The following is a 22,638-nucleotide window of genomic DNA, read 5'->3' as shown; positions in this document are numbered from 1 at the left end:
GGCCTCCGGCGGGAGTATTTTTGAAAAGATGAAGCAAGGGCGGTTTTGAAATGAGTTTGACGTCAGATCAGATGGAATTGCGCGAAGACGATATTCGCAAGCATTATCCGGCAGCGACCGCCCTGCTGAACGGTTTTGAACACGCGCCGCGGATAGCCAAAGCGGTTGAGGTGGCGACCGAGCGGTCTCCGGGCGTTTCAACTGGGCGGCGGTTTCGCTCCACGACACCTGGGTTGGTGACACGCCGAACCGTGCGCGCAGACGGGGTGCATTTGGTTGAACGGATCGAGGCCTCGGACGATGGCGATGCGCTGGTCTCGCCACCTCAGGCCACGGCGCAACAGGCCATTCGGCGCGCGATTGCCATCGCGCTGGCCGTGGGTGAGGCCTATGCGGAACAGACCCCGCTGGCCGACCTGAAACGCGCCAATCTGGCCGGGGACTTGCCCGCCGCGCGCAAGACCGAGTTCTCGGAACTGCTGACGGCTGACGCTCTGGTCACCGCGCACACTTTCGGCAACGCGCTGGCCTATCTGATGTCCTCGCATCTGGGTGAAACCACCGTTGATATTGGAGAAATCGAAGAGGTTCTGACCGACAACGGCCAGCTTGCCCTGCACGGCGCATTGTGGGAGCTGGACCAGACACTGGCCAAACACGCCCCCGATGACGCCCATCTGATTGCGGCCACCAGCGCCTATGCCGAACAACTGATGGAAAAATCCGCCCTCCGCGCGCAGTCCGCAGGCCACTTGGCCCCGTTCCAGAACGCCGCTTGGCACATTGAGGCCGACGACCTGACGATCCGGGGGTTTGAACCGGCGTCGAAAGCCAAGTCCACCACCCTCACCATGACGTTCAAGAAGCCGAACGAGGTGGTCGGTAACCATATCGCCAAATATCAGGCGATGAAGCTGGCCAAGATGGTCATGGCCTATGACTTCGACCGCCGCCTGAACCCGTTTGCGGAACTTGGCGGATTCATCTTTACCTTCATGGGCGACGGCAAACCGGGCACTGGCAAGACCACCCTGATCCAGATGATGGCCGGGCTGATCAACGATTATTGCCAGAACGCGGGCTACCCGTTCCGCTATCAGAACCTGAGCACCGACAATATCGACAGCTATCAGGGCAAATCCGGCCAGAACGCCAAGGCGTTTATCAACACGATCATCGACCCCTCGGTCATCGGCTTTGGCACCATCGACGATATCGACCAGCTTGCGGGCAAACGCGGCGACCGGCAGTCCTCAGCCGGGCAGTTGGAAATCACCGCCGTGCTGATGGAGAGCTTTGCGGGCGCCAACACCGTCGTGCGGGGCAACTGCACCTTTGGCATGTTCTCGAACTACCCTGAGAATGTGGACGATGCCCTGCGCCAGCGGGCAGGTGCGCGGTTCCTGGTGGACGGGCCGCAAACGCGCGAGGATTACATCGACATCCTGCACCTGCTGATGGGCCGCAACCACGACATCCCGCTGGGCGAGCACGAAGCTTATGCCGCGCAGGAGATCAAGAAAGCCGTCGCCGCCAGTTTCGAAAGCCATTCCCGCCCGCATGAGGACGCTTTGTTGCAGGTCTATGACCGGGTCTCCGGCCAGATCGGCCAGATGGACACAATTGCCAAGATGGGCACCTACCTCAAGGCGATTCAACAGGCAGATGAGCGGTTCACCGGCCGCGCGATCAAGAACATTACCGACGCGGTCAAGGTCCGCGCGATGGATTTCGAACTGCCCGACGAATGGATGGAAAACCCCGACCTGTTCCTGTTCCGCGACTACGACACCAAGAAGGCCATGATCGAGGGCCTGCGCCAGCCGATCACGGTCGAGATGGTGATACAGGAGATCAACCGCTACGCCGACAGCGAATTCCGCTATGCCGAAAAAAGTGATGAGGTCGCCATCGAGAATGCCGTGCGTGAGATGGGCCGGATGGAAGAGGCCAAGCGGCGGTATCTGGAGGGGAAGGGGTAGATGACGGAAACAGATCGACCCGGTTTCTGGCGTCTAGGTAACCCGATCTTGTGGGCTTGTATTGCCACGGTTGGCTTCGCTGGGCTGATAACTTGGTTTGGTTTGGCTCCTACATGCAGTGGCGATTTTTTCCCGAAAGGGGAATGCCCACCGAAATGGAGACATCTCTATGCTGCTCCTCCAAATGAGGTCGGCGACACCTTGGCAGGTTTGGCCGGGGTACTCGCTTTTATTTGGTTGATCGCTACCGTTTTGTTGCAATCCGTTGAGCTTGGTGAGCAGCGGCGAGTTTTGGCTTTGCAGAAGGAAGAAATGAAAGAGCAACGTGAAGCCACGCAGGAAATGGCTCGTTCGTTGTCTGCGCAAGCCAAGATATTTGAAGGCGAAGCTCGGCAACGAGAAGAGGATCGCGTGGAAGCGTTGTTTAACGAGAACTTAAGATCATTGATTGTGGAAATAAATGAAGCCAGCGCCAAGGGCCTAGGTTGGCATTTTTCGAATGATGTCTTTTTTGACGACCTAAATAGTAATGGTGAAGTTCATAGTTACTATCTTGGGGATCAACGGAACGCGGATAAAACTATAGACGAAGCTATCATTGACCTGCGTAGACGGCTGAGAGGAACGTATCCGCATCTTTGGGAGTTGTTGCACACGTCCGTAGATTACAAGCTTCCAGGAAGAACCAATCTAGTTGCTGACCTCATTCCGAAAATAGAATTTCTACTCGCAATGGAGAAGGCACTTTCGCCACCACAACGGGAGCGCTTATCTAGGATGCGGCTTCACGAAATTAAATTTGAACTTCGCAAGCTGGTAGATACCAGTGAGTTTTGGGCGGAAGCTGATTCATGATCCGCCTCATCGAAAAAGGCCTGATGTTCGGCAACCTCGTCCACATCTCCAGCCCGGCTCTGGTCGAGCGGTATAACCGCGCGCTGCAGCATCTGGCGGGCAAGACCACTCAGCTTTCGGATTTTCATGTCGATATTTCAGGCTATTCGCCGGAGGTGGGGATTGAGCTGGAGGATGAGCTCTACCTGAACCCCAACGGGGTCAACCGGCAGTTCATCCTGCTGACGACCGAGCAGAAACGCGCGCCTTTGCTGAACGTCAAATTCTCGACCTCGCGCGAAATCCTGCGCGAGTTCATCGAGATGAACGAGGCGCAGCTTTTCGCTCTGACCGCCACCGATGCGGTGGCCGGAGAGCTGGTGAACTCTGTCATCAAACTCACCACGCCGGGCGACCTGCTGAACCTGCGCAAGATCGAGATCGAAGCCGACACCGCAGGCGGCACCCTGCGCAAGGCCGAGCAATTGGCGGGCATGGTTGAACAGTTCAAAACCGAAGAGGACGCTTGGTTCGACGATGTGCTGATCGCCAGGATGATCAAAACCGCCAAGGAAACCGGCGACGTCACCCGCAACCCCGTCCGTCTGCGCCACACCGCGTTTGAACAGCGCAACTTTTGGACAGCCCATTTCGGCGGGCTGTACTTGTTTCCAGACATGGACCACCCGGCCGCGATCTGCATGAGGGAAAAGCCCGACGATCTAAAGATCAAATACACGTTTAACCCGTCGCAGCGAAACCAGATCGCCAAGTTTCTGGACTACAACGATCTGGTCGAGCCGATTGTCAAAGCGCGCGGTGTCGATGCAGCCGCGATCCTGCAGCAAAAGATGGATTTCCTGACCATCGATGCCGCCGCGGATGCCAATGTCGATTTGACCGGTTTGGATCGCTCGGACATGCGGCGTCTGGCACGCAATCACGCGGATCGGTTGCCGGATGCCTATCACGGTCTGGCACAATTGATGCGATGGGCAACGGATGGCGGACGCTGGCCGCGTATTACCTCGGACCACCCGGCGTATTTCTACACTTTACGCGCGGCTGATACGCCCAACCGCGATCTGGTGAATATGCTGCTGTCGGAACTGGCCCCTCTGGACCCTCGGCAGATGTTCATTTGCCACAAAGAGCTGTTCTACCGCACCTACTCTGGCTGGCCCGAGACCAAGAAAGCCTATGTTGCCGACTTCCTCGCGCGCGAGTATCAGGTGGACAAATCGGGTGCCCGCGCTGCGCTGTTTGGCCATGAACCCGATATGAGCGGCGAAGACCGGGTCGGCGATGCGGTGATTGCCCGTGTTGGCCCCTGGGGTTCTGTAAGGAAGAGTTGATATGTTCGGAGCGATGCGCCTGTTTTTGATCCTGCTGGTCATCCAGACCATCGCTTATTTCGCGCTGTCTCTGTATTCGCGCAGTGTTCGGCGTCAGAAGCTTGAAACCTGGTGGGACGAGAAGGGCAAGAGCGGCAATAAGGGAGCTTTTGTCGAGCGCGGGTTGCACGTCTATGACAATTCGTTCCGTCGCAAACTGATCCTGGGTGTCTATGTTGTACCTTGGGTGGCGATTGGCGCGCTGATCTATATTGTGAATTACATGTGAGGAATACGGCATGGCCTATGTGAAATGGGCGTTCATTATTATCTTCTGGGGCGCGATTGCCGTGATCCTGCAATACGCGTTGCCGCAGCGCGACATCGTGCGGATCGTGAATACCTATGAGGAACGTCAGGACCTGAACGACTGGACTCGGATTTTCTGGTCAGAACCCGAAGACCAATCCGCCAGCTTGTCCAATCGGGATGTTCAGTTCATTCAGGCGGTGCGGGCCAACGGCAAACCTATTGTGTATCGCAACGAAGACACCGGTTGGGGTTGGCCATTCTATTTCAAATTCGACACAGCCAATCTGTATACCGAGGCCAATGACGCAAAATCGACTAAAGATGACCCGGATTGGGTTGCGATCACCCACTATGGGTGGCGCAATGAGTTCATGTCGATATTCCCCAATGCGATTTTCATCAAACACGTCGATGGACCGGATGTACGGCTAATCCCCTGGTTCAATATCATCTTCCTGACGGTTTTTGCCGCTTTGGTCTGGGCCATTTGGGTCCGGTGGCGCAGGTTCAGGCAGGCTCGGATCGATCCGATGCTTGAGAATGTGGAAGATGGGTTTTACGCGGCGGGCGACGCGATTGAAGAGCGGCGCAGTAGATTTCGCCGTTGGCTGGACAGCTGGAAGTCCAAATAGGTCAGGCGACGTGATCGGCGAAGCATTGATGACCGTTAGGGTTTTAAAGCCGCCGTCATCTGACGATGAATTCCGCGTGCAAGGCGCCAGCTGCTTTGATTGTTTTCAGAATGTCGATCATGTCGCGCGGGGAAACACCCAAGGCATTCAGCCCTGCCACCACTTCGGACAAAGTGGCAGCCTCGGGTATTTCGGCGAGACCGGTCCCTTCTTCTTGCTCGATACCTGCGATTGTTCTGGGCACAACAACAGTTTCGCCCCGTGCAAATGGGTTAGGCTGGACGGCGATCGGGGCTTCTTCGACTGTCAGGGTCAGGTTGCCCTGCGACACTGCAACGCGTGATATGCGAACCTCTTGCCCCATGACGATGGTGCCTGATCGTTGATCGACCACCACCCGTGCCTTGGTCTCGGGCTCAACCAAGATATTTTCTATACGCCCGATGGCATGGGCGGTTGAAACGGATTGTGTGGCTGCAATGTTCAGCTCGACTGTTCCGGAATCGCGCATGATTGCGACCGCGCGGTTGAATTCCCGGTTTATGGCGGTCTCAATCCGACCGGCGGTTGTGAAATCGGGTTCTCGTAGGGCGAGTCGCATCTGAGACATGCTCGAAAGATCAAAATCAATCTCGCGTTCGACACGGGCACCAGATGGGATCACGCCAGCTGTTGGCACACCACGGACAACAGATGCTGCTTCGCCTTCGGCGACCGCACCACCAGCCAGGACTGTGCCTTGCGCCACCGCATAAATCTGACCGTCGGCTGCGTTCAGCGGTGTCATAATCAGCGTTCCACCCAACAAACTGTTGGAATCGCCAATGGCCGACACTGTGACGTCAATCTGACCTCCAACCCGGGCAAATGGCGGCAAGCTGGCTGTCACCAGCACTGCCGCCACGTTTTTAGGGCGGAAATCTTCACCTGTGACGTTGACCCCTAAGCGTTCGAGGATGTTGGACATGATTTCTTCGGTGAACGGCGAATTGCGAAGCCCGTCACCAGTACCGTTGAGACCAACAACTAAACCATACCCGACAAGATCGTTGCCCCGTACGCCATCGAAGTTCACAAGGTCCTTCAAACGGATCGCGCCAGCGGATGCCAAGCCGGGAAGAAGCAAGAGAAGGAAAAGAAGAACTTTCATCTCAGGAAATTCACCAGTGACAGGTTCGCATTTCGAACCGTGACGGAATACAGGCTTTCCAGTTGAAACTGCACGGCCTGCAACTTTGCAGCGGTTTCATATGGATCGGCCGCGATCAGTTGGTTTCGACTGTATTCCAGGCTGGTGCGCGCTGCCGAATTGCGGGTGGCAGCCTCTTCAACGCGCGCTTCTGCAGCGCCGACTTCGGCCCTAAGCTTGACCGTTTCATCTTTTGCATTGGCAAGATCGACACCCAATTGCGTAAACAGGATGGTGCGCTGATCCGTACCCAAAGCAAGTGCATCGTCCGAGACAAGAGCGGCCACTGCAGTGTCCCGCAGCGCTGCCTTGAACGCTGGGTCGGTTGCTGTAATCGGGATCGAGATACGCTCGTTCTCAGAGACTTGCATTGATGCTAGCGGCGTATCTGAACCTTGATAGATGACCGCGTCAAATCCGACAGGATCATTGAACCAGCTCTCTGCCGCCGCACGTATATCGGTAACAGTCGTAAGGCCTGTCAATTCAGCCTCAAGCGCAGTCAGGAGTGCGTCGGTAGATGACAATGGCGAGACATCCGTCGCCACTCCGGAATACAGGCTGCGCCCGCCTACTCGTGTATTCAGAGCCGACATCATTGTATCAAGCTCATTACGGGCTTGAACCGATGCCTGCTCATGCGTGACCGTGTGTTTTGCCGTACCGAATGCCAATAGGGATGAGGAAACTTCACCAACCGAAGTATCGAATGTCGTCAGGCTTTGCTGCATGACATCCGTAAAAAGACCAGCTTCGGATGTAGCGATTTTGAACGCATCGAGCCGGGCAAGGTTGCGATCCAGATCGAGGATCTGAGAATAGTCACCGCCCAACCGCCCAGAGATGTCCTGCACTTTGCCGGATGACATTTCGTAAGACAGTGTTTCAATCTGGGCTTTGATTTCCGTCGCACGAGACCGAAGCGTCAGTCCACGTGCAAGATCACCCATGGCAGTCAAATTCATGATCACAGCCTCAGAAGGGTTTGTAGAAGCTCATCAACAACTGTGATGACTCGCGCATTTGCAGCATATGTTTGTTCGATCTGCATCAGGCGCTGCAATTCCTGATCTGTATCCACGCCTTGCTCTGCCTCGATCTGCGCCATTTGTAATCGCGCGCCATTTGCGAAGGTTTTGCGTTGATCTGCCGCGTGGGCATTTGCCCCGGCTTTCGACAGCAACGCCTGGATGACCTCGGCGGCGCGCATATCGCCGGTTCCGAACACGGATCCAGATACCGGCCGAGCATCGCTGAGGATTGCGCCGAAGGCTTGTAATTGCGCGGAATCTCCGGGGTCGCCGGGTCCGGCGGCGCCCAATCCGGCCCGCAACTTCCAACTGTCTCCGCCCGCATCTGGATCAACAATGGAATTGAGAGAAATACGTGATGCCAGCCCGGGCAGGAACGCCACATCAAACCGATTGCCGTCATCGGTAAAAAGATCAGGATCGGTAGCAAGCGCTGTAGGATCCAACCCCGGTGTCTCAAACCGTTCGATCAGATCGCGGGCAACGCTGTCCAACTGGTTCTGCGCTTCGACCGACAAGTCATCGCGTATGGTGAATTGGGCTGCCAACGCGCCGCCGCGGATCTGGGCGGTGTCGCCGCTTATGCGCACGGGTTTGCCATTCATTTCCAGCCCGGACAACAGCCCATTTGCAACGGTCATATGCGGTTTCGTGTCGCCGGTTGTTGAAAACGAAAACTCCGCGGCTTTGCCCTCCAAAAGGATCAAGCCGCCGTCAGAGTAGAGAGACACTTGATCATTTGCCCTTGCGACCACGTTGACCGGAACCAATTCGTTAACCTGATCAATCAGGATTTGCCGCTGATCCTGCAAGGCCCCGATATCGCCGCCCGAGTTTTGGACGGCAGTAATCCTGGCGTTCAGGTCTTCGATATCCTTGAGGTCACGGTTCAGGTTGTCGACCTGCGCTCCGATCTTTCGATCTGCATCCGAACGTGCTTTTCGAACTCCCTCGGACGCGATGTTCAAACTGTTTGCAAGGTCACGCCCTGTTCGTGCGGCTTGGTCAAGACGTTCGGCCGAGTCGGGCAAACTGGCAGCCGTGATCAGCCTCCCGTCGAAAGATGATAAGCGGGCGGCCAGAGAGGTTGCATCCTCAGGTGATCCAACCAACCCTTCGAACCGTGAGTGAAAGTCTGAAACTGCCGTTTGTCGCGCCAGATCTGCATCGGTTACGCGCCGGTTGGCGGTCAAGACAGGATCCTGATGACGTATCACCCCAACAGTACGTACGCCGTTGCCCGAAATTGGACTGGTTGTCAGTTCAAGGGATCGGCGCGCATAGCCCGGCGTCAGAGCATTGGCGATGTTCCCTGACACCACTGCGGCCCCGCGACTGGCTGCCGTTAGCCCGCCCAATGCGTTGTTCAACGCCGTCGACATGTTCATCAGACCGCTCCTTTCCTGTTTTCAGAACCCAGTTCAACGTTTGATGTTTGTCGTTTCCTGCAGCATCTCATCCACGGTCTTGATCACCGTGGCGCTGGAAGAATACGCGCGCTGCGTCTGAATCAACGCGGTCAGCTCGGTCGCGACATCGGTGGTTGATTCTTCGCGGGCGAAAGACACCAGATCGCCGGTCGGGCCTTCGCCTGCGTTCCAAAGAAAAAAGGTGCCGCTTTCCCGAGATGGCGCGTAAGTTTGACTGTCCAGCGCGGTCAGGCCGTTCGGATTGGGAACATCTGCCAGAGGAATCTGAAACATGCGGCGACTGACACCTGTATCGTAGAACGCATAGACATAGCCGTTTTCGTCGACCTGAACGCTGGTCATGGTTCCAACGGCCGAGCCATCGCGGGTGATCGAAACAGGCGCAAAGGTATCGGACAGCTGAGTAATGCCATCAGCATCACCGATCGTGCCAATGTTAACCTCCATGGGGCCACCGGCAACGTTGACGACAACACTGCCGGTTGCCGGGTCGTACGCGCCACCTGACACCGCAGTCACGGTTGCCAGGGTACCGCCGGCGGTTCGGCTATCGGTAAAGGTCAGCGTGTATTCACCAATGATCGCACCGCCCGATGCCGAATCGCGCATGATCATCGTCCATTCGTTACTGCTTCCGGTTGCGGGGACCGTCGGAACGAGTTCGATATCTACGCTTTCTGATTTGCCCAGATTGTCAAAATATTCGACAGACAGCGGCTGCGTATCGCCGGGCGCGCCGGCATCTGTTGCGGTTGCGGGTAGGTTCATCCGCAAGTTCATCCGGGTGGTCGGCGCGCCTGATAACTGATTTACGCTGAGTTGCACGGGCTCAAGCGCTGCCGGCGTGTCCCGCGGAACGGCGGGGATCGATCCATCCGCAGCGGCACGCCATCCCAGCAGGACAAGGCCGGATTCGGTTACCAGGTACCCTTCTTCATTGGTGCGGAACGACCCCGTCGTGGTCAGCAGCATTTCGTTCGAACCAGCCGCAATCTGCGAACTGGGGCGCACCGGAATCATACCGCGTCCGCGAACCGCCAGATCGGTGGAGTTGTTGGTTGTAACGAGAGAGCCACGCTGATCGATCAGGCGTTGGCTTGTTGTTCTGACACCCCCTGCCGAATAACTGCCCCCCTGGCCGGACGTGACCATGGAATGAAAATCCGTCTCGACCCGCTTGTAGCCAAATGTAGAGGAGTTCGCGATGTTGTCGGAAATCGTGGCCAGTCTGTTTGCGTTGGCCTTCAAAGCGGCGACACCGGCATTCAGCGAAGAGGAAATTGTCATTGGCACGCCCTTCTGTTGCGTCAATCTTTGATGCAACAGGTAACGCGCTGCCCCTTAACAGCGCGCTAACAAGTAAAATGCGTTCTATCCTTCAGGGCGCGCGCAGAAAAATGACCTCGATCCGGTTGTTGCGGGTGGCCATTGGATCTTGACTGAACAGCTCTCGGTCTGCGTGGCCGGTCACGCGGTTCAGGCGTTCGGCAACAACGCCCTTGTCCTGCAGCATCTGACGTACAATCTGCGCCCGAGCGGTGGAAAGATCCCAGGCAGGATTGCGGGCCAGAACAACGGGCGACGCTTTGACATGACCTTCGACTGCGATGGGGTTTGTCACCAGATCCGAAGACCGTGCAATCAGCAATGCCAGCGCACGCATGAGTGGCGTAGGTGTGTCGGTGTCCGATTCGAAAAGGGGCTGATCGTCAGTATCAAATAGCTCGACCACCAGACCTTCGTCCGTGACCCGCGTGACGATGTGTTTGAGGATTTTGTCCGACACCTCGCTTTCGCCTGTACGACCCAACAGCTGAGCCTCAAGCGATGTGAAGTCCTGCACCGCGTCCTTCCCACCGCCCGCGGCATCAACACCTGTCGATCCCCGTGCCTGATGAGATCTGGTCGGGTTGCGCCTGGTCGCACCTTTGCCGTTCATGGCCAGCGTTTGTTCAGAAAACATATTGTCGCCGCCAAAGGCGCCATCGCCACCGCCGGAATCAGCGCTGACCGGAATGGTTGGCGAAAAGTAATCCGCCAGCCCCTTGCGTTGCGTTTCGGTCGTTGCGTTCAGCAGCCACATCAACATGAAGAAGGCCATCATGGCCGTTACAAAGTCCGCATATGCGACTTTCCACGCGCCACCGTGATGGCCATCGCCACCCGATACACGCTTCTTCTTGATGATGATTGGCGCCGCATTGGATTGCGCACCCATCTCCACCACCTTTTTATCACCCAGTTACTGGAGTAGCAGCATGGGCCTTAAGGTGGCCTTAACACTTAAAACTGTCTGGATATCCCGTTATCGCGGCAAGCCCGCTGTTGCGCGGCGCAGAATCAGCGAGAGATGACTAAAGCTGTTTTCGACACCCTCGGCATCCGCTTTGCCAAAGAAGCTATCCAACTCGTCATGCACGCGCACGGCTTGATCCAGCAAAGGATCTGCGCCCTCGGAATAGAGCCCGGCTTTGATCATCACTTCGGATTGCTCGTAGCTGCCGACCAGTTTCCGCGTTTCCGCGATTATCTGGTTTTCGGCTTCTGAGGCCGCGCCAGGCAAGCTGCGCGACACAGAGCGGCTGAGGTCGATGGCCGGGAAACGCCCGCGCTCGGCAATGTCCCGGCTCAGGACGATGTGCCCGTCCAGAACGCCTCGCAACATATCCGCGACGGGTTCATCCATATCCGATCCGGCGACCAAGACACTGAATACGGCTGTGATGTCACCTTGATCCTGTGTTCCGGGCCCGGCGCGTTCGCACAGGTTGGCGATTAGCGGAGTGACCGAAGGGGGAAACCCACGCAGCGATGGCGATTCGCCCATCGCCACAGCGATTTCCCTATGCGCTTCGGCAAAGCGTGTGACCGAATCTGCCAACAGCAACACGTGCATGCCCTGATCACGCAAGTACTCGGCCAAAGACGCTGCGGACCATGCACAGCGCCTTCGGGCCAGCGCAGACTGGTCTGACGTGGCGGCCACAACCACCGAGTGTTTCATGGTTTCGGGGCCCAATGCGCGGGTCACAAATTCGTTCACTTCGCGTCCACGCTCGCCAATCAAGGCAACCACAACAACATCTGCCTGCATTGATCGCGCCAACGTCGCTAAAAGCGTGGACTTCCCGACACCGGACCCCGCGAACAGGCCAATCCGCTGCCCGCGCAGGATGGGTAACATGGTGTTGAGCACCGCCAGCCCGGTCGCCATACGCTCGCCCAAAGGTTTGCGCCGAACGGCGGGGGGCGGCGCTTGCTGGATGTTCCGGTCCTGCCCACCGTTTAACAATGGCTTGCCGTCCAGAGCATTGCCAAACGGGTCAATCACGCGTCCCAACCAGTGCATTCCGGGTGCAAAATCGGGTGAGGGGTCAAGGCATACCCGATCCCCCAAGCTAACCCCGTCTGGGGCAGAGTTGGGCATCATATGGATGTGATTCGCGCCGACATCTAGCACCTCACCAGCCAGATCGGGGCCCGAGCAGCGCTGCAAGGTCAGCAAGTCACCGATCCGGGCCTGTTTGGTCAAACCGCTGATTTCAATCACGCCATGCGCAACGCCTGAGACAAGCCCGACATGGCGAACCGCAGTCATCCTGTTGAATTCACATTTCAGAAGCATCGGGTCGAGTTCGGACATTGTGGGGTCTCCAACTGAGTTCTGAAAACTGTTTCTAAAGGAATCGGGGTTAAGCCTTGATTGAAATTGATCGAGGGAGAAGCCCCGATGTTCTATGACCTGAACGTCTTTAAGACAGCGCACGCAATGGCAACCCATGCCGGACAACGGCAAGCCGTCATATCGCGCAACATGGCCAATGCAGATACCCCGGGCTATCAGCCGCGCGATATCGAGGCTTTTCAAAAAGCATTCGATAATACAGATCGGCAGACGGCTATGACCGCAACCCGGCAGGGCCATCTGAATGGCGTTGGTCAGGCGGAGCAGACATGGGCCGAATATGTGGCCAACCCGTCGAGCGATCCCAATGGCAACGGCATCTCGCTGGAAGAAGAGATGTTGAAGGCGGTCGAAGTCAAACGCCAGCACGACCGCGCCATAGCCATCTATCGTTCGTCTATCGGGATCATTCGGACCAGTTTGGGTCGCGGGTAAAGGGCATCTGACATGAGCGATTTTTCCCATTCCCTTGCCGCCTCGGCCAGCGCATTGCGTGCTCAAGCAGCGCGTTTGCGACACGTTTCCGAGAATATCTCGAATGCAGACACACCGGGGTACCGGCGCAAAACCGTGCCGTTTGAAATGGTGCAGAAAGACGGCAAGGCGATGGTTCAGACCGGTCAAGTCAAATTGGACCGGCGCGACCTAAACCGCATTCACGACCCTGGTCATCCTATGGCCGATGAAAGCGGTCATTATCTGGGGTCAAATGTCGATTTGATGATCGAAATCGCCGATGCGCGCGAAGCTCAGCGCAGCTATGAGGCCAATCTCAAAATGTTCGACCAGACGCGGCAGATGTCGTCAAGCCTGATGGAACTACTTCGAAAGTAAAGGAAAACCAGAATGGATATCCGATCTCTGATAGCTGCGCAGAACTATGCGTTTGCACGCCCTGCAACACAGGCCGACCCAGAACAAGGCGGTATGGCGCAGGGAATGCGCTCGACCTTTCAGGATTTTGCGGCAACCTTGAAACACAGCGAGCAAATGGCAGAAACAGCGATGACAGGACAGGCCGATCCGCATGCTTTGGTTCAGGCGCTTGCCCATACCGAACTGGCCGTCGAGACAGCTGTCATTGTGCGCAACAAAGTGGTCGAAGCTTACCAGGAAATCTTGCGGATGCCGGTCTGAGAGATGCTGAGCGAAGGCCTCTTCTATGACATCATGCGACAGGCTTTGTGGATTGCGGTCATCACCTCGGTTCCGATCCTGGCGGTGGCGCTGATTTCGGGCCTTGTCGTAGGCCTGTTTCAGGCCCTGACATCGGTGCAGGAAATGACCCTGACCTTCGTTCCAAAACTGATCGCCATCGTCATTGTTTTCTGGATGTCGATGGGCTTCATGACCCAGACACTTGTCACGTTTTTCACCAGGACACTTGTTCCACTGATTGCAGGAGGCCGCTGATGGACACCGCCTATGTCACCCTGTCCCGCCAATCCGGGCTGATGAATGAAATGCGGTTGGTTGCGAACAATATCGCCAATGCCAACACCACCGGATACCGCCAGCAAGGATTGGTGTTTTCAGAGTTCATTCGCGATGTGCCGAACAATCCGTCCCTGTCCATGAGCCGCGCCGAAGCGCGCAATACATCGCTGCAACAGGGCGTTTTGATCGAAACAGGTGGTTCGTTCGATTTCGCCATCGAGGGCGACGGGTTTTTCATGGTCGAAACGCCAAAAGGCAACCGCCTGACGCGTGCGGGTAGCTTCACACCCAATGCCGAAGGCGATCTGGTGGCGGCAGATGGATCACGTGTTCTGGATAGTAACGGGTCTCCGGTCTTCATACCACCGGACGCGGCTTCGATTGATATCGGCAGCGATGGGACACTCAGCGTGAATGGTCAGCTTTTGGGCCAGATCGGGGTCTACCGGGTCGATGAACCAAAGGATCTGGTGCGCGAAGGCAATACCCGGTTCCGCCCGGAAGGAGACGTGCAAGCCGTTGATGAGCCTGTTGTTTTGCATCGGTTTCTCGAAGGCTCAAACGTCAACGCCATTCATCAGGTCACGCGTCTGATTGAAATTCAACGCGCCTATGAGCTGGGTCAGAGCTTTCTGGAAACCGAAGACGAACGTGTGCGCGGTGCTTTGAAGGCTTTGATGCGCTGATAGTTTAAGGAGAATTCGAAATGCGAGCTTTGAAAATCGCGGCCACGGGCATGACCGCACAGCAGATGCGGGTCGAGACGATCTCGAACAACTTGGCGAACATGAACACCACTGGGTACAATGCACGCCGTGCTGAATTTGCCGATTTGCATTATCAGCAACTGGCCCGTGCGGGGGCCGTTAACGCCTCGGACGGAACGGTTTTGCCAACTGGCATTCAACTGGGTCTTGGCGTTCGTCCTGCCGCAGTGACAGTACAGCTGGCCCAGGGAGGTCTGTCGGCTACCGGCAGTGATCTTGATGTCGCCATCGAGGGGCGCGGATATCTGGAAGTGGCGCTGCCAAGCGGTCAATCCGCTTACACGCGTGATGGCAGCCTGAAACGATCTGCTGACGGGCTTATTGTGACCTCCGACGGGTTTGCCGTTGCTCCGGAAATCACCATACCCGATGACGCGCGGTCCATTTCGATCAACGCGTCTGGTGAAGTCTACGCTTATTTTGATGACGCGCCGGAAGGTCAGTTGCTGGGTGAGTTCACGCTGGCGAGTTTTTCGAATGCAAAGGGTCTTGAGGCAATCGGCAGCAACCTGTTCAAGGAAACCGAAGCGTCCGGCGCGCCGGTTTTGGGCCCTCCGGGTGAAGATGGGCTGGGCACGTTGCGGCAGGGATATCTTGAAGACAGCTCAGTTGATGCCGTGCGCGAAGTGACCGAACTGATCGAAGCGCAACGCGGTTACGAAATGAACGCCAAGGTCATTTCAGCCGTTGATCAGATGATGAGCGCAACAACACAGGTGCGGTGATGCGATTCCTTTACCTGACGCTTGCGTTGGCAATGCCGGTGGCGGCGCATGCCGAAATGGTCGTATCCAACCGAACCATTCGTGCGAAAGAGATAATTTCGGCGACCGATCTCGACATGAAAGCCACGAATGCCTCCGGCGCGATCACGAACCCTCAGGATTTGATCGGGCAAGAGGCCCGGGTGGCCCTGTATCCAGGGCGACCAATTCGGGGCAGCGACGTGGGCCCGCCCGCCATCGTTGATCGCAATGATCTGGTCCTGTTGGTGTTCAACCGCCGGCCCTTGTCGATCACCGCTGAAGGTCGCGCACTAGGGCGTGGGGCGGTCGGTGACCGTATTCGCGTGATGAATCTTTCGTCCCGAACGACCGTGACCGGCCATATCCGGCCCGATGGCCAAATCGAGGTAAACTAATGTTTGAACTGTCAAAACCAATTTTGCTCGCAGTCTTAGCAGTGTCCGCTTGCGGTCGGCTGGATCATCTTGGCAAAGCGCCAAGCTTTACGCCCAACGAGGACTCGCCGGAACAAGTTGCGATGCTGTGGCCGGGTTTGCCCCTGCACACCCAAACTCAGCGCTCGGTCGACAAATCCTCGCTCTGGAGTGGCGGGCAGCAATCCTTGTTGGGCGACCAAAGAGCTATCAAGAAGGGGGACATCCTAACAGTTGTCATCGAACTGGATGAAAAGGCCGAGATTTCGAACAGAACAAGCCGATCACGCGCTGGATCTGAGAGCCTTGAGGTGCCCGGCTTGTTCGGATTGCCGCAGCGCGTGCAAGAGCATTTGCCCGACGGCGCGTCGTTGGATGAAGCCGTGTCAATCGAGTCCGACGCATCAAGCTCAGGACGAGGATCGGTTAGACGCAACGAAAAACTGACATTGCGCGTCGCGGCAACTGTACTAGACGTGTTGCCAAACGGAGTTTTGTCAATTTCCGGTTCACAGGAGTTGCGGGTAAACTTTGAACTGAGAGAGCTGCTGGTCGCCGGATATGTCCGTCCGCAGGACATCTCGCGCAAGAATGAAATCACCTATGACAAAATCGCATCGGCTCGGGTGTCTTATGGGGGGCGGGGGCAAATCACAGACGTGCAGCAACCGCGATACGGCCAACAAGTCCTGGATTCTCTTTTGCCATTCTGAGGTGCGGGCGTGATCAAATTGATAGTACCTGTTGTCTTTTTGTCCGTCGGGCTTGGTGTAGGGATTGGCGCCGGAGTCGTCCTGGCTCCGGCCAAGGCACCGGAGGGCGCGCCCGAAGCAAACGAGGCAGATAGAGAAACAAAAGAGTCTGAAGGCAAGAAAGCTAAGCCCAAGAAACCCACTGAAAAGGACGGTGAGCGCGGGTTTGAATACCTTAAGATGACGAAGCAATTTGTGGTGCCGGTTGTCGATGATGACAAAATCTCTGCAATTGTCACCATGACGCTGAGTCTGGAAGCCGACCCTGCCATTACCGAGGCATTTTACTCTATCGAACCAAAACTGCGGGACGCTTTTCTGCAAGTTATATTTGATCATGCAAATATCGGCGGGTTTAACGGTACGTTCACCGAGTCGGGCAATCTGGGCGTTTTGCGCAAGGCTTTGCTAGAGGTGGCGCGCAAGGATTTGGGTGACAGTGTTTCTCAGGTCCTGATCATGAGCATCAATCGCCAGGACTCGTAAGCGTCGCAACTGATCCAGGGCGCATTTGGTGCTCTTAATAGTTCGACTGTTTTTTGGCGAGATCCCGTCGATGGTCTTTCAGTAAGGCTGAGGACAGACTGGAAACTGCTTCTTTGCGCCCAAATGCGGCCTTCAGCGCGTCAAGTTGTTTGCGTTTTTGAGCCCTCAGTCGAGCAAGGTCCAAGTTCAACTGCCGGCGGGTAGACGACTCCCATCCCTGCCACAGCATGTCGGCCCCTGTAACCTTGTAGCCCTCAGCCTGAGGCCCGTCCCGACGCGCCTGACTGACTTGTGCACCCAGACTAGCCAGTTGCCGCTGAATTTTGGCTTCTGCCTCTAGAAGCGGGCGTAGCGTTTGAAATTGTTTCTGGAATACTGCTTCCGTTACGCTTCTGAGGTCCGACAGTTTGGAGTACTTCATCTGATCCGTTCCTTTGCACGCTTCCGCATGGTTTCTGCGAAACGAATTGCTGCGGCCACCGCACGATAGTGCTCTTCAGCGATTTCCTGACCGATTTCCACTGTCGCGTGCAAGGCGCGTGCAGTGGGTGGGTCGGAATGAATGGGCACATCGGCTTGCCCGGCGGCTGAACGGATGGCTGCGGCAACTTCATCCACGCCCTTTGCGACGCATACCGGTGCAGTGCCCATCGCGCGTGACCATCTGAGCGCGACGGAATAATGGGTGGGGTTGACGATCACCACATCCGCATCGGGCACGTCGGCCATCATCCGATTGGTTGCGATCTCGTGCGCGCGTTGACGGCGGCTTTGTTTGACATGCGGATCGCCTTCGGCGTCTTTTGTTTCGTCTTGGATTTCCTTACGCGACATACGATTTTTACGCATGTGCTCGGCAAATTGCCAAAGATAGTCCACAACACCAATTGCAAGCGCTATGGTGATGACGATGAACAGGAAGCGAAACAGCAGGTTCATCATCAACAAAATCGACGATTTTGCTGGCGCAGCGCTGGCCGAGAGGATTTCGGTCAGATTCGCCTTGAGGAAAATAGCCAACGATATGCTGTAGATAACAAGTTTGACCGAGCTTTTGGCAAACTCGAACAACCCTCCTCGACCGAACTTGTTTTTGGCGATCGAGGGAATGGATATACGCGACAGTTTGGGTTGTAACTTACTGGGCGCAAAGATCAGGGCGCGCTGCGCAATCAGGCTCAGCAGTATGGCTGCGGCGGGCAGGGCAAACAATAATGCCACCGGGATCAACGCATTTTTAAGCATCCCAGCGACCGGAGCGTCAGCCGGGCCGGTTGAAACCAATTGCGCAATCTCATCCGATTGATCCAGTAATACGGCAAACAGGGTGCCCAGATGTTCCGCCGTGTATTGGCCGGCCATCAAAAGTGCGATCAGCAAACCTGTGTATCCCGCAACCACCGAAAGGTCGCTGGATTTGGCAACCTCGCCTTTTTCCCGTGCTTTTTGCAGCTTTTGCGGTGTGGGATCAAAGGACTTATCGCTGTCATCATCCGAGGTGCTCATCGTTGTGGCCCAACCGGGTTGAGAATAAATGCGAACAGTTCTTCGGCCCAAACCGACAGGATCAGAGGAGTGCCTGCGAATAGAAGAAATAGACCTGCGAATGTGATCGCAGGCGCACCGACGAAAGCCACCATCAGTTGCGGCATCGCTCGGTTAATGACCCCCAGCGCCAGATTGTAGATCAGTGAGGCTATGACAAATGGCATGGCAACGGCGAAGGCGAGACTGAAGCTGTGCGATATCTGCTGAACGCCCCATTGGGACAAATCTGGTGCGGCTGGAACGGTTCCCATCGGAAAAAGCATGTAACTGTTAATCAGGAACCGTGCGGCCTGAATGTGAAGTCCTAACAAGGTTGCCAAAGCCAATCCCGCCAGCGTCAGAAGATAGCCCATCGCGGGCACCGGATCAGCCGCTGCCCCGCCCAGCAGTTGCGAAAGCGATGTAGATTGAGCCGCGACGGATCCAGCGGTCTGTAGTGCCAAAACAAATAGTCGCAGCCCCATTCCAAGAGCCATCCCGACCAAGACTTCGGTCCCGACAAGACGCACGATCTGCAAAAAGCCAGGTGCAAAATCAGGCGGGCGTATGGCGGGTAAAATGATCAACGTAAACGCTACGGAAAAGCCAAGCTTGACGCGTACCGGAATGCTGCGCTCGCCGAAGGCGGGCAGCAGTGAAACCAATGCGGATACTCGTAAAAATACAGCGAATAGCTGCCATAGCCCGCCTCCCAATTGTTGTAGTAACTCGGGCGGCAGAGCAATCACGCGGGCACCGTTCCGACGAGGGCAGGTCGGGCTTCAATCCCGATTTCCTCGAATGACAGTACCGGGTTGGACATGCCACGGGCATGCATGATTGTACGCAGCAGCCGACGGCGACGGGTCGATGTCACGACGGCCGGAAACAAGCCGTGGTCGGCGGACTGTGTGACGCTGTCGGCCACGCCGTCAGCAAGTTTGTTGAACAAGTTAGGTGGCAGCGCCACGTCCAACCCCGCATTCGGAGCATCGATTTGGTAGGTAGCGAACGTGTCCTCCCATTCTGGGGCAAGCTGGATCAAGGGGATCGAGCCGTCCTCGCGTTTCATATCGGCAACCAGTTGAAAACCAAGCCTTTGTCGGACCAGCTCGCAGATGCCTTCGGGTTGAGTTGTAGTCAGCCGTGCTTCGGCCACGCTTTCCAGAATCAGTGCCATGTTCCGGATGGAGACCCGTTCATCCAGCAGCAGGCGCAACACAGCGTGTAGTGTGTCAATTGGAACCTTGTCCGGAACCAACTCATCCAGCAGTTTGCGATTGGCTTCGGCCCGGACTGGATCGCTGAGCCGGGTCATTTCGGATAACAAGCGGCGCAGGGATTTCAGGGTTAGCAAGCGCGAGAAATTCTGTTTGATGATCTCCAGCAAATGCGTTGCAAGTATTTCCGGAGGCGACACGATCGTGGCCCCGCTCAGCGCGGCCTCTTCCTGATCCTTGGGTAGAATCCAGCGTGCAGGTGCGCCATAGACAGGTTCGGTTACGTCATTGCCATCAGGCAGTAGTTCCAACCCATCTTGCACCAGCGCCAACACCAGATCGGGGTTCAACACGCCGCGCGCCTGTTCGACCCCATGCACTTTGATCACATAGGTGCCGGTTGGCAGATCGGCGCGATCGGTCAGGCGAATTTCAGGCAGGATCAACCCAAAGCTGGAGGCCACGTAGGTTCGCATATTGGCGATCCGCGCGTCCAGTCCTGTGCCTTGGTTCAAGACCATGCTGACCAGATCGGGTGCGAATTCTAGATGTACGTCATCCAGATCCAGAATATCGCCGATGGCCTGAGATACGGGTGTGTCAGTCTCGGTCGCGGGAACCTGAGCCTCAACCTCTGCTGCTTTTTGCTTTTGGTAGACGTGGTAGGCTGCGTATCCCAAAACCGCGGCCCCCAGAATAAAGGGCAGAAACGGCAAACCGGGTACGAGCGCGAATAGAACCATCAGCATCGCCACAGTCCCCAGTGCCGCCGGATGGCGCCCAAGCTGCGAGAAGATCGCGCTGTCCGTCGCGCCTTGGGTGCCGCCCCGGGCCAATAACAAGGCCGATGCAATTGAGATGATCACTGCTGGGATCTGCGAGACCAGCCCATCGCCGACGGTCAGGATTGCGTAGGTTTCGAACGCAGATGAAACCGGCATGCCGTGCACGATCACACCCATCACCAGACCCATGACAAGGTTCAACAGAGTGATCAGCAACCCGGCAACAGCATCACCCTTGACGAATTTGGATGCGCCATCAAGCGAGCCAAAGAAGGTGGTTTCCTGCTGTTCCCGTTCGCGCCGTTCCTTGGCTTGTTGGTGATCGATGGCCCCTGCCGACATGTCGCTGTCAATGGCCAGCTGTTTGCCCGGCATCCCGTCCAGTGCAAAGCGCGCCCCGACCTCGGCCATGCGCGCCGCGCCTTTGGTGATGACCATGAAGTTCACGATCAGCAACACGCCAAACACCACGAGACCCAGAAAGATGCTGCCGCCCATGACGAAATTGGCAAAGCCTTCGATCACGTCACCCGCCGCATTTGGGCCAGTATGACCTTGCCCGATGATTAGCTTGGTGGACGATACGTTGAGCGACAGGCGCAGCATCAGCGACGCCAGCAGGATCGTCGGGAATGATGAAAAATCCAACGGCCGCTCGATGAACAGCGTCAGGGTGAAGATCAGGATCGCAAGCGCAAAGGATGTCGCCAATCCGACATCAAGCACCCAGGCTGGCATCGGCAGGATCATCATCACGATGACCGTCATCAACGCCAGCGCCAGCAAAACCGTGGGTGAAAACAGGGATCGGGGGTCGAACTTGGGCACGCAGAGCTCCTAGTTGAAGGCGATGAAGGCGGTCCCAGTTCTTGCCGCTGGCACCAGGGAGCCCAGCACCCCTTGCGGGGGTTGTTCGGTGTGAAGCGGTATCAAAGGGGCGGCGGCACCGGTAAAGGGATCTCGGGATAGCCGAGCGGTTTGTGTGGTCTGGGTGCCATCAAGCTGCGCCAGAGTGGTCTGAAAGCGCCCGCGATACGCTTCGGCCAGTGATTGCGTGCGGGAATGGTATGCGCCAGCTGCGGCAGGCCAGGACCCCAGTTCGACACGTAGTTGTTTCAAAAACCCAGCCGCATAGGCGGCGTTTTCGTCCGGATCAAACATCGCGTCGATGGATCGAAACGCCTTGCCATGCCAGCGGTAGTTGATCTGAAAGCATCCGACGTCAAAGCTGCGCACACCAGCTTTGAAAATCTTGAACACGTAGGATTTCGCCTCAACCTCGGAGGTGAACCAATATCCTTGCCCTTCGACATTGATGGTCCAGGGCCAGGGTTCCAGGCGGCCATCGCGGGTGCGCCCGGTTTCCACGCGCGCGATGGCACGCAAAACATCCAGCGGTACGTCTTCGGCCAAAGCCGCCCGCCGGGCGGCTTGATCACAAATTCCGTCGCGGGCGTTGGGCATGGAAAAAGCTGCCGGTGCCATCAACACATGCGTCAGGAATAGGAAAAACGGGAACTTGCGATTTGGCATTCTGCCGGTCCGGGATTCTGATCAGTCCGGACCAAGCTAGCCATTCATTGGTTTACAGCCGGTTATCGGCCTATCACTTTCTGTCAATTCGCCTGCCGAACACAACGCTGGTGTTGGTGCGCAACACGCCCGGAATCTTAGCCAGCTCATCAACAATAATGTCCAGATCTTCGATCCTTGGTGCCTCGGCCGAAAGTAGCAGGTCAAATTCACCATTGATCGACAAACAGCGTTTGACTTCGGGATATGCTTCAAGCCGTTTGATGATACGCGTAGTTTCCTTCTGCTGTACTTCCAGCAAAACAACAACCTGTACGCGTGGGGCATCCTCGGGGGTGCTCAGAACAACCGAGTACCCCGCGATCACCCCTCGATCTTCCATTCGACTGATCCGCTCGTGCACAGTTGTGCGTGCCACGCCCAGTCTTGCGGCGATTTTCGTAGTCGACTCGCGGGCGTTGTGTTGCAGCGCTGCGATGATGCGGCGGTCAAGCTGATCCATGGGGTCTCCGTCATGGGTTCGCAATGGTGTATTTCAGATCG

Annotated in this window: 26 protein-coding genes; 14 read left to right on the top strand and 12 right to left on the bottom strand. The window is 56.5% G+C overall.

Features of this window, described 5'->3' with window-relative positions; all coding sequences use genetic code 11:
• Positions 1–50: 50 nt before the first annotated feature.
• Genes Q1B21_RS08600 through Q1B21_RS08580 form a run of 5 tightly spaced genes read left to right on the top strand, consistent with a single transcriptional unit; the run spans position 51 to position 5,094 of the window.
• The gene (locus Q1B21_RS08600; protein ID WP_299888340.1) at positions 51–1,982 is read left to right on the top strand and encodes an ATP-binding protein; all 1,932 of its coding nucleotides are present in this window, start codon (positions 51–53) and stop codon (positions 1,980–1,982) included.
• The gene (locus tag Q1B21_RS08595) at positions 1,983–2,837 is read left to right on the top strand and encodes a hypothetical protein (protein ID WP_299888337.1); all 855 of its coding nucleotides are present in this window, start codon (positions 1,983–1,985) and stop codon (positions 2,835–2,837) included.
• On the top strand, positions 2,834–4,171 hold the full coding sequence (locus tag Q1B21_RS08590) for a DUF6638 family protein (protein WP_299888334.1): 1,338 nt from the start codon (positions 2,834–2,836) through the stop codon (positions 4,169–4,171). Before Q1B21_RS08595 ends, Q1B21_RS08590 begins: the two co-directional genes overlap by 4 nt.
• A gap of 1 nt (position 4,172) precedes the next feature.
• Positions 4,173–4,439: a hypothetical protein gene (locus tag Q1B21_RS08585; protein WP_299888331.1), complete on the top strand. Its 267-nt coding sequence runs from the start codon at positions 4,173–4,175 to the stop codon at positions 4,437–4,439.
• 10 nt (positions 4,440–4,449) lie between these two features.
• The gene (locus Q1B21_RS08580) at positions 4,450–5,094 is read left to right on the top strand and encodes a DUF1523 family protein (protein WP_298936455.1); all 645 of its coding nucleotides are present in this window, start codon (positions 4,450–4,452) and stop codon (positions 5,092–5,094) included.
• Between the two features lie 55 nt (positions 5,095–5,149).
• Here the strand turns inward: Q1B21_RS08580 and Q1B21_RS08575 are convergent, their stop codons facing one another.
• From Q1B21_RS08575 to Q1B21_RS08550, 6 genes are all read right to left on the bottom strand, one after another.
• Positions 5,150–6,244, bottom strand: a complete 1,095-nt coding sequence (locus Q1B21_RS08575) for a flagellar basal body P-ring protein FlgI (protein ID WP_299888328.1) — start codon at positions 6,242–6,244, stop codon at positions 5,150–5,152.
• Positions 6,241–7,248, bottom strand: a complete 1,008-nt coding sequence (locus Q1B21_RS08570) for a flagellin (protein ID WP_299888325.1) — start codon at positions 7,246–7,248, stop codon at positions 6,241–6,243. Before Q1B21_RS08570 ends, Q1B21_RS08575 begins: the two co-directional genes overlap by 4 nt.
• 2 nt (positions 7,249–7,250) lie before the next feature.
• Positions 7,251–8,702 carry a flagellar hook-associated protein FlgK gene (flgK, locus tag Q1B21_RS08565; protein WP_299888322.1) on the bottom strand — a complete coding sequence of 484 codons (1,452 nt, stop codon included), beginning with the start codon at positions 8,700–8,702 and terminating at the stop codon, positions 7,251–7,253.
• A 33-nt stretch (positions 8,703–8,735) separates the two neighbouring features.
• Entirely contained in the window at positions 8,736–10,031 is a 1,296-nt protein-coding gene (locus tag Q1B21_RS08560) for a flagellar hook protein FlgE (RefSeq protein WP_299888319.1), read from the bottom strand.
• Between the two features lie 91 nt (positions 10,032–10,122).
• On the bottom strand, positions 10,123–10,962 hold the full coding sequence (locus Q1B21_RS08555) for a flagellar motor protein MotB (protein ID WP_299888316.1): 840 nt from the start codon (positions 10,960–10,962) through the stop codon (positions 10,123–10,125).
• Between the two features lie 87 nt (positions 10,963–11,049).
• Entirely contained in the window at positions 11,050–12,369 is a 1,320-nt protein-coding gene (locus Q1B21_RS08550) for a FliI/YscN family ATPase (RefSeq protein WP_299888523.1), read from the bottom strand.
• A 105-nt stretch (positions 12,370–12,474) separates the two neighbouring features.
• Between Q1B21_RS08550 and Q1B21_RS08545 the strand changes: the two genes are divergently transcribed.
• From Q1B21_RS08545 to Q1B21_RS08505, 9 genes are read left to right on the top strand one after another with little or no spacing between them, the layout of a single operon-like run.
• Positions 12,475–12,864, top strand: coding sequence for a FlgB family protein (locus Q1B21_RS08545; protein ID WP_299888520.1), 390 nt, complete (start codon positions 12,475–12,477; stop codon positions 12,862–12,864).
• A gap of 12 nt (positions 12,865–12,876) precedes the next feature.
• Positions 12,877–13,263 carry a flagellar basal body rod protein FlgC gene (gene flgC, locus Q1B21_RS08540; protein WP_299888313.1) on the top strand — a complete coding sequence of 129 codons (387 nt, stop codon included), beginning with the start codon at positions 12,877–12,879 and terminating at the stop codon, positions 13,261–13,263.
• 12 nt (positions 13,264–13,275) lie between these two features.
• Positions 13,276–13,566, top strand: coding sequence for a flagellar hook-basal body complex protein FliE (gene fliE / locus Q1B21_RS08535; protein ID WP_299888310.1), 291 nt, complete (start codon positions 13,276–13,278; stop codon positions 13,564–13,566).
• A 3-nt stretch (positions 13,567–13,569) separates the two neighbouring features.
• The gene (locus tag Q1B21_RS08530; protein ID WP_299888307.1) at positions 13,570–13,842 is read left to right on the top strand and encodes a flagellar biosynthetic protein FliQ; all 273 of its coding nucleotides are present in this window, start codon (positions 13,570–13,572) and stop codon (positions 13,840–13,842) included.
• Positions 13,842–14,552, top strand: coding sequence for a flagellar hook-basal body complex protein (locus Q1B21_RS08525; RefSeq protein WP_299888305.1), 711 nt, complete (start codon positions 13,842–13,844; stop codon positions 14,550–14,552). The genes Q1B21_RS08530 and Q1B21_RS08525 overlap by 1 nt, the downstream gene beginning before the upstream one ends.
• 20 nt (positions 14,553–14,572) lie before the next feature.
• Positions 14,573–15,358 (top strand): flagellar basal-body rod protein FlgG, encoded by a 786-nt coding sequence (gene flgG, locus Q1B21_RS08520; RefSeq protein ID WP_299888302.1) that lies wholly within the window; start codon positions 14,573–14,575, stop codon positions 15,356–15,358.
• Positions 15,358–15,774 (top strand): flagellar basal body P-ring formation chaperone FlgA, encoded by a 417-nt coding sequence (flgA, locus tag Q1B21_RS08515; RefSeq protein ID WP_299888299.1) that lies wholly within the window; start codon positions 15,358–15,360, stop codon positions 15,772–15,774. Before flgG ends, flgA begins: the two co-directional genes overlap by 1 nt.
• Positions 15,774–16,505 carry a flagellar basal body L-ring protein FlgH gene (gene flgH, locus Q1B21_RS08510; RefSeq protein ID WP_299888296.1) on the top strand — a complete coding sequence of 244 codons (732 nt, stop codon included), beginning with the start codon at positions 15,774–15,776 and terminating at the stop codon, positions 16,503–16,505. The genes flgA and flgH overlap by 1 nt, the downstream gene beginning before the upstream one ends.
• A gap of 9 nt (positions 16,506–16,514) precedes the next feature.
• Entirely contained in the window at positions 16,515–17,030 is a 516-nt protein-coding gene (locus Q1B21_RS08505) for a flagellar basal body-associated protein FliL (protein WP_299888293.1), read from the top strand.
• Between the two features lie 34 nt (positions 17,031–17,064).
• On the opposite strand, the gene Q1B21_RS08500 is transcribed toward Q1B21_RS08505, so the two are convergent.
• From Q1B21_RS08500 to Q1B21_RS08475, 6 genes are all read right to left on the bottom strand, one after another.
• On the bottom strand, positions 17,065–17,451 hold the full coding sequence (locus tag Q1B21_RS08500; RefSeq protein WP_299888290.1) for a hypothetical protein: 387 nt from the start codon (positions 17,449–17,451) through the stop codon (positions 17,065–17,067).
• On the bottom strand, positions 17,448–18,536 hold the full coding sequence (flhB, locus tag Q1B21_RS08495) for a flagellar type III secretion system protein FlhB (RefSeq protein ID WP_299888287.1): 1,089 nt from the start codon (positions 18,534–18,536) through the stop codon (positions 17,448–17,450). The genes Q1B21_RS08500 and flhB overlap by 4 nt, the downstream gene beginning before the upstream one ends.
• Positions 18,533–19,306: a flagellar biosynthetic protein FliR gene (locus Q1B21_RS08490; protein WP_299888284.1), complete on the bottom strand. Its 774-nt coding sequence runs from the start codon at positions 19,304–19,306 to the stop codon at positions 18,533–18,535. Before Q1B21_RS08490 ends, flhB begins: the two co-directional genes overlap by 4 nt.
• The gene (flhA, locus tag Q1B21_RS08485) at positions 19,303–21,390 is read right to left on the bottom strand and encodes a flagellar biosynthesis protein FlhA (RefSeq protein WP_299888281.1); all 2,088 of its coding nucleotides are present in this window, start codon (positions 21,388–21,390) and stop codon (positions 19,303–19,305) included. The genes Q1B21_RS08490 and flhA overlap by 4 nt, the downstream gene beginning before the upstream one ends.
• 9 nt (positions 21,391–21,399) lie before the next feature.
• Positions 21,400–22,095, bottom strand: a complete 696-nt coding sequence (locus tag Q1B21_RS08480; RefSeq protein ID WP_299888278.1) for a transglycosylase SLT domain-containing protein — start codon at positions 22,093–22,095, stop codon at positions 21,400–21,402.
• Positions 22,096–22,168: 73 nt separating this feature from the next.
• Complete coding sequence (locus tag Q1B21_RS08475; RefSeq protein ID WP_299082251.1) at positions 22,169–22,597, bottom strand: Lrp/AsnC family transcriptional regulator; 429 nt, start codon at positions 22,595–22,597, stop codon at positions 22,169–22,171.
• Positions 22,598–22,638 lie beyond the last annotated feature (41 nt).

This window comes from uncultured Ruegeria sp. (assembly GCF_947504215.1).
Lineage (GTDB): Bacteria > Pseudomonadota > Alphaproteobacteria > Rhodobacterales > Rhodobacteraceae > Ruegeria.
This window is presented reverse-complemented; position numbering and strand designations above follow the sequence as displayed.